Source organism: Acetonema longum DSM 6540 (assembly GCF_000219125.1).
Taxonomy (GTDB): Bacteria; Bacillota; Negativicutes; order Sporomusales; family Acetonemataceae; genus Acetonema; species Acetonema longum.
This window is the reverse complement of the sequence record NZ_AFGF01000232.1, coordinates 1-4752: the sequence shown is the minus strand read 5'-3', so window position 1 is coordinate 4752 and position 4752 is coordinate 1. Positions and strand designations below refer to the sequence as shown.

Here is a 4752-nt window from a genome sequence, read left to right as displayed (position 1 = left end):
TTCGAAGCTTTCCGTTTCCATTTCTTTTTCATCCAGGGAGCGGATAAACATCAAATAAGTAAGCTGCTCAATTACGTCAGTGGATTGCCTCCCGTCCACATATCTGTCCATATTTTATCAACCTTGTTCCGTACTTCTCCTGTCAGCATCGACTCAATCCCTTTCCGTAAAACCAGAGACCGGGACGATTTTCCCGGCTTGAATTCCGCTGCTTTCATTCCGCCTGTTTCGGGACGATATTTTAATATATTTTTAATCTAAACATAGAAATCCTGCCAAATTTGTCAAGGATATTGAAAATTTGACAGGATTTTTGTTGCCCTATATTTTTGAACGATATGTTCACTTTCACATTTTTGCATATTGATCACTTATATACTCACAGCTTATTGCGGTCTTCGGAAATCATTGTGCGCTCAAAAAGCATACTGTCAATCTGCCGCTCCAACTCGCGCTTGGTGTAATTGTTCCGACTGCAAAGAAGCAGGTAGAATTCCCGTGCTTCATCGGTTTTCGCCCGCGACATTATCAGCAGATTTTGCGTCCAGCTAATTTCTCGCACCAATGGTGCGAGTTTTTCGTTATCGCTGTGAGTCTCGTAAAATGCCGCATACGCCAGATATTCGACGCAGAAAAGCCCTTGATGTCGGGTCGCTCTGCTTGAATGAATCTGGCAAAGTCCGAGACTACGGATTTGCCCCATCCGCTGTTCTTGACCTTGTCGCTGACATAGGCGCCGATTTCCCAGTACATCGAAATCAACTCTCGGTTCACGGCTCGAAAGGCATTCTCGCGGGCACGCTCGATGATGGATATAATCTCGCCATATGCAATGTGGTTATTTGGTGTCAGTTCTTTGCTCATATTCCATTACCGCCTTTCGCGCTTCTAAGCGTAAGCGACACTGGAGACGTTCCTCTTTTGGCACAAAAAGCGCTCTTCTGCTGACAAGGCTTTTTGAATCGTCGGTTCACTCATCACGATCTCCTCCATTTGTGCGCACGTTGTGCGCTTCATATAGATAGAATTACCGTAGAAATACAAAGGCTCCTGCAATTATAAGAACATTTTGCAGAAGCTTTGTCTATTCTATACTTATCTTCTAACATCCCAAGCTGTCTTTCGCCGTTAGATAGGATACGGTTCGCCCCTCCAATCTTCACCGTCCGATAAATCTGCTCTACCAACAACAACCATTCCCCTAAATTGAAAATTTGAATGATCGTTTTATGCACAGTGCACCATGAAAAGAACGGAACCCGCCGGGCCCCGGCGGGTTCGTCCTGCATCGATGCTATTGTTTACTGTCCGGAATATCCGGTTAGGCTAAAGAGACGGTTTCTCGGGTCCGGATCCGTGCGTCCACGATATCCCGGAGCTCGCCGCCGGTGGTGATGAAGATATTGCGGGCGATGATGTCTTTCATAACGGCGGTCACATCGGCCAGAGTCAGGTTTTCCAGAGGATCGGCCAGGCTGATGGTCACTTCCCGGCCATTGGCGGCCCGGAAGATCATCTCAAGGGTTCTGTTCATGGGGCATTCCTCCTTTTTTTCATAATGGGATGGGGATGATGGTTTCAGGGATTACTCATTCACTAAGTTGGCTTCGTCCACACGGCTGATGGAGACAACGGAATGCTGCTGCAGCGCGGCCATGGCCTGGGCCACGGCGTAAACGTCCTCGTCCGGGGCGGCGGACTTCACGTTCTGCAGGTTGCGGACGCGGTACACCGGGGCGCCGGCGGTGCTGACGCCGGTCTGGACTTTGATCCCCACCCGGCTGGATTGGGGAACTTTGGATACTGCCATAGTTGATTCCCTCCTGTTTCCTTGTTTTTTGCGCATCTCTCCGGCGAGTCGCGCGCCTCCCTTCTAAGTGCGCTCATCTCCTTACATTCCATTGCGCTTCATTTTTAAACCTGCCAAATTTCAAGATTATTCACCGCATAGAAAATAGCCGGCTGCAGCTGCAACCGGCTATTTTCCTGGGTGTGAAATGTTAAATAATAATTAGGATGGCTCAAGGGACAAGGAACCTGTCCCCAGTCCCTAAAGCGGATAGTCGTCCGTCAAAAATCAGTTCCGTCTTTGTGCGGTTCTCCAAACAAGATTTTCATATAATCCCGTCTGCCATAGAGAATGCGCACAATATAAATGCTCCCACTATCATGCCTGTAAAATACAAGATAACTGTCGCTCACTAAAAAGCGGTAATCGGTCTTCATTTCGACAATGGCTGATAAGGGTGCTCCGCGATCAGGAAAATCCGTAAGCCCACGAATGACTTTTATTATCTTTGAAATCGTGTTAAGGGCCGCCGTAGGATTGTCAAGTTCCATTGCAATATAGTTTTTAATGCCCTGTAAATCATTTTGCGCCTCGGATGATATATGGACCTTCATACTATACCCCTAAAGATTTTTCAACTTCCTCAATCGTTAGCCAACCTTTCTCGCGCCCGGCCTTTTCACCCTCCGCTAACTGTGACATGAGTTTGATGGTTGCCTGTGTTTTTTCGTAATCGGCAATATCAACAAGTGCATAGCGTCCTCTGCCGTTCTTTGTCAAAAAGACCGGTGCACCAACTGCAACATCCCGCAACACTTCGTTATAATTTCGCAAGTCTGAAACCGGTTTAATGTTCGGCATAAAAATCGCTCCTTTTCCTTGCTGATATTATTATAGGCTAATTATTCGTAAAATACAACAGCATTTCATGACCGCTAAGGGGGACCGCCAGGGGACTGTTAGAATCTTTCTTGCCACTGCTACAATGGCTTTTTTCTTGCCTAATTTCCCCTGGCAGGACCAAAACCAACGGGAAAAGGAGCTGTCCCTAACCCGTACCGCTGACCATGCCACCTGACAAAGGCAGGAGTGGACTGCCTGATCCAACGAAGTTTATTGTCCGCTGTCTAGCAGCAGTTCTCTATACTCAAAGACAATCCGATCATGTTCTAGTAGCGGGGTTTCAACCTCCACACCGTCCCCCGATCTTTTCCTGCTGTTTCCATTCTTCCCGTCTAGCATCTATTTTCATGCGGTCTTCTGTGTCATGCTTTGTCATGGCTGTTCTTGACTTGAATTAGTCCTGGCATAAAAATTTTCAATGGATGGCAAAAGCCAATGTTTAGATTATGAACTAAAGTTAAGGCAGTATTGCCCTGGGCTAACAGCGCGCCCAAGTCAACTTCGCGAATCAGGTGGCATTCGGCAAAACAGCGCATGGAAAAGACGATATGTTTTTCGCCCTATTCTCCGGCAATAAAAGCCCGCATTGCGTCTTCAATGATCTCTATCCGTAAATCTCTTGCGATCTCAAGCCTATCGTTTCTGAGTGCAAAGGAGTTTATTTTTACATCCCGTTCTTCCTTTAACATTGTATTAGTAAAGCCCAGCAGAGCATCTACCGGACCACCAGGCTCCTGCAATAACATGGCTTTTAACTGGTCAAGCAGCTTCTTCGTAGGCGTATCCTGAAAAATGATACGGCCGTCGGTCTTTTCAGTATGCCGTTCAAACTGATCCATATGCCAGTTGATTTGCCAATTATGCCATCTCTTCCTGAGACGCTCCAATAAACCAGGCGCATCGCTTGCAATCCAAGGCAGTCAAGTTTTCGTTGTTTTTTGCAATGGCCGGAGTATCTAGGGCTGCGCAAAAAGCAAAAAAGAGTAAGGTTAAAATGATGTTCCTGACGCAAAAGCAGTTCCTGAAAGTGCAGGAAGTTAGCATGGCGGTACAGATTCGACTGCTTGAGAGAAATGATGGTAGCGACAAACTCTTCACTGAATGCATGAGCGGGTTTGCGACCGCTATTCTTGTGAACTAAGATACCAGGACCTTCTTTGATGAATCCCGTCTTTAGTCTGATCATCTGACGTTTACTGAGGTTTAAGCTGGATGCGGCCTGGGCAAGAGTCAGGTCACCGTCAATGAGCTTTCGTAACACGCTATGTCTATTGAGTTGTTCTGGGGACAATAGATAATGCACCTCGTTGTTCATACTGACATTTTATCGCGATAATCTACAAGGTGACATTATCACAAGTTAAACACAGCCTGCTAGCTTACAGTATTGCTGATAAAAGGGACACATGATATAATATTGACAGAATAATGGATGAGGAGATGTGTGCATGAATCAACAAACACCCATTATCACAAATATAAAGCCTTCCACCGCTATCCGGCATGATTATAATTCTTTTTCCCGGCTGTGCCATGAAACCCAGGAGCCTGTGGTTATCACCAAAAACGGCGAAGCTGATCTGGTGGTCATGAGCCATGAGGCTTACCAAAAGCTAATGGCTCGTCAGAGACTGGGACAAATGCTGTCGGAAATTGACCGAGACATTGCCGCTGGGGTGCCGATGCGGGATTTCGAAGAGGTTTTTGATTCCCTTCAAAAGAGAATAGAGCATGCCTAAGAAGATTGTCCTGGCCGAAGCTGCTTACTATGACATTGACAGTATGTTTTCGTATATTTCCCATGACAATAAGAATGCGGCAGAAATACTGCGCCGGCGCATTTATGAAGGGATTAAGCTTTTGACCGACTTCCCGGAGGCAGGGCCGGTCGTTCCGGAAGAAGATGCTCCTGGGGCGCAGCGTGGCTACAGACGGATTGTCGTGACCCCGTACCTTATATTTTATCGGGTCATGAATGACCGAATTATTATTGCCAGGGTGCTGCATGGCCGGCAAAACTGGCTGCAGTCTCTTTTTGAAATGAAAGAGTTTGAATGAAA

The 4752-nt window shown here is 46.6% G+C and carries 8 protein-coding genes and 2 pseudogenes; 3 read left to right on the top strand and 7 right to left on the bottom strand.

Annotation, left to right across the window (positions count from 1 at the left end):
* The 7 genes and pseudogenes from ALO_RS23980 to ALO_RS22625 form a co-directional block, all read right to left on the bottom strand.
* Window positions 1-149 (bottom strand): annotated as a pseudogene (locus ALO_RS23980) (type I restriction-modification system subunit M N-terminal domain-containing protein); the annotation flags it as partial.
* A 230-nt stretch (window positions 150-379) separates the two neighbouring features.
* Window positions 380-864, bottom strand: a pseudogene (locus ALO_RS22925) (DUF1016 N-terminal domain-containing protein).
* Between the two features lie 457 nt (window positions 865-1321).
* Window positions 1322-1534, bottom strand: coding sequence for a DUF2922 domain-containing protein (locus ALO_RS17605; protein ID WP_004098830.1), 213 nt, complete (start codon window positions 1532-1534; stop codon window positions 1322-1324).
* Between the two features lie 51 nt (window positions 1535-1585).
* Window positions 1586-1810: a DUF1659 domain-containing protein gene (locus ALO_RS17600; RefSeq protein WP_004098829.1), complete on the bottom strand. Its 225-nt coding sequence runs from the start codon at window positions 1808-1810 to the stop codon at window positions 1586-1588.
* A gap of 260 nt (window positions 1811-2070) precedes the next feature.
* The gene (locus ALO_RS17595; protein ID WP_004098828.1) at window positions 2071-2403 is read right to left on the bottom strand and encodes a type II toxin-antitoxin system RelE/ParE family toxin; all 333 of its coding nucleotides are present in this window, start codon (window positions 2401-2403) and stop codon (window positions 2071-2073) included.
* A 1-nt stretch (window position 2404) separates the two neighbouring features.
* Window positions 2405-2650, bottom strand: a complete 246-nt coding sequence (locus tag ALO_RS17590) for a type II toxin-antitoxin system Phd/YefM family antitoxin (RefSeq protein WP_004098827.1) — start codon at window positions 2648-2650, stop codon at window positions 2405-2407.
* A 602-nt stretch (window positions 2651-3252) separates the two neighbouring features.
* Complete coding sequence (locus tag ALO_RS22625) at window positions 3253-3531, bottom strand: hypothetical protein (RefSeq protein ID WP_004098826.1); 279 nt, start codon at window positions 3529-3531, stop codon at window positions 3253-3255.
* Between the two features lie 65 nt (window positions 3532-3596).
* Between ALO_RS22625 and ALO_RS22620 the strand changes: the two genes are divergently transcribed.
* From ALO_RS22620 to ALO_RS17570, 3 genes are all read left to right on the top strand, one after another.
* The gene (locus ALO_RS22620; protein ID WP_004098824.1) at window positions 3597-3833 is read left to right on the top strand and encodes a hypothetical protein; all 237 of its coding nucleotides are present in this window, start codon (window positions 3597-3599) and stop codon (window positions 3831-3833) included.
* A gap of 307 nt (window positions 3834-4140) precedes the next feature.
* The gene (locus ALO_RS17575) at window positions 4141-4431 is read left to right on the top strand and encodes a type II toxin-antitoxin system Phd/YefM family antitoxin (protein WP_004098822.1); all 291 of its coding nucleotides are present in this window, start codon (window positions 4141-4143) and stop codon (window positions 4429-4431) included.
* A complete protein-coding gene (locus tag ALO_RS17570) occupies window positions 4424-4750 on the top strand; it encodes a type II toxin-antitoxin system RelE/ParE family toxin (protein ID WP_004098820.1) in 327 nt (108 codons plus the stop codon). The genes ALO_RS17575 and ALO_RS17570 overlap by 8 nt, the downstream gene beginning before the upstream one ends.
* Window positions 4751-4752 lie beyond the last annotated feature (2 nt).

Excerpts from the sequence above, each read along its gene's own strand:
- ALO_RS17595 (WP_004098828.1), bottom strand. The coding sequence starts at position 2,403 with ATGAAGGTCCATATATCATCCGAGGCGCAAAATGATTTACAGGGCATT.
- ALO_RS22625 (WP_004098826.1), bottom strand. The coding sequence starts at position 3,531 with ATGGATCAGTTTGAACGGCATACTGAAAAGACCGACGGCCGTATCATT.
- ALO_RS17605 (WP_004098830.1), bottom strand. The coding sequence starts at position 1,534 with ATGAACAGAACCCTTGAGATGATCTTCCGGGCCGCCAATGGCCGGGAA.
- ALO_RS17600 (WP_004098829.1), bottom strand. The coding sequence starts at position 1,810 with ATGGCAGTATCCAAAGTTCCCCAATCCAGCCGGGTGGGGATCAAAGTC.
- ALO_RS17570 (WP_004098820.1), top strand. The coding sequence starts at position 4,424 with ATGCCTAAGAAGATTGTCCTGGCCGAAGCTGCTTACTATGACATTGAC.
- ALO_RS17590 (WP_004098827.1), bottom strand. The coding sequence starts at position 2,650 with ATGCCGAACATTAAACCGGTTTCAGACTTGCGAAATTATAACGAAGTG.
- ALO_RS17575 (WP_004098822.1), top strand. The coding sequence starts at position 4,141 with ATGAATCAACAAACACCCATTATCACAAATATAAAGCCTTCCACCGCT.